Source organism: Bradyrhizobium sp. Unk1, assembly GCF_059512345.1.
In genome coordinates this window covers 1-637 of the sequence record NZ_JCAMOP010000211.1, presented here as the reverse complement: position 1 = coordinate 637, position 637 = coordinate 1, and the positions used below count along the sequence as shown (strand labels likewise).

General features: G+C 63.0%; 1 protein-coding gene. It reads right to left on the bottom strand.

Translation table 11 applies throughout. The annotated features are described in order from the left end of the window. Nucleotides 1-364: 364 nt before the first annotated feature. Nucleotides 365-637, bottom strand: a 273-nt coding sequence (locus AC5ZFO_RS48185) for a flagellin (RefSeq protein ID WP_496124293.1), incomplete at its 5' end; no start/stop codon positions are given.

Below are 637 nucleotides of genomic sequence, written 5' to 3'. Positions count from 1 at the left end.
CGGTTCTGCGTGGTCGCGAGCTGCGAGCTGACGTTCCGGAGGGTCTGCAGCGCGGTCATTGCAGACGAGTTGGTGAGGAGACTAGAACCCATTTTTGATGTCCCTTTGAAGATTGAATTGAGTTTGGGGACATACCGGGCTTGCACCGGTACGACAGGGCGGCGTCATGCCTTTGGGCGCGGCAGAAAAGCGGGCCCAACCTGTCGTAACGGCGACGATAGCGCGCGAAGCTTGTGCGAGGCTTGTGGCTCTGTGCCCCGGCCGCAACAGGCAGCTGAAATGACGGGGCGTGTGTGCGGCATCACGCCAAACGAAAGGGCCGCGCTTCGCGAGAAGCGCGGCCCTCCCCGGATCGTTTTGAGGCTTAGCCGCGGAACAGCGACAGGATGCTCTGGCTGCTGTTGTTGGCGATCGAGAGCGCCTGCACGCCGAGCTGCTGCTGGACCTGGAGGGCCGACAGGCGGGTGGACTCCTGGTTCATGTCGGCATCGACGAGCTGGCCGATACCGCGATCCACCGAGTCCATCAGCGACTTCACGAAGTCCGTGTTGGTCGAGATGCGGTTCTTGACGGCGCCAAGATCGGCAGCAGCGCCAGCCACCGTATTGATCGCGGCGGTGACCTGCGCGATGTAGCC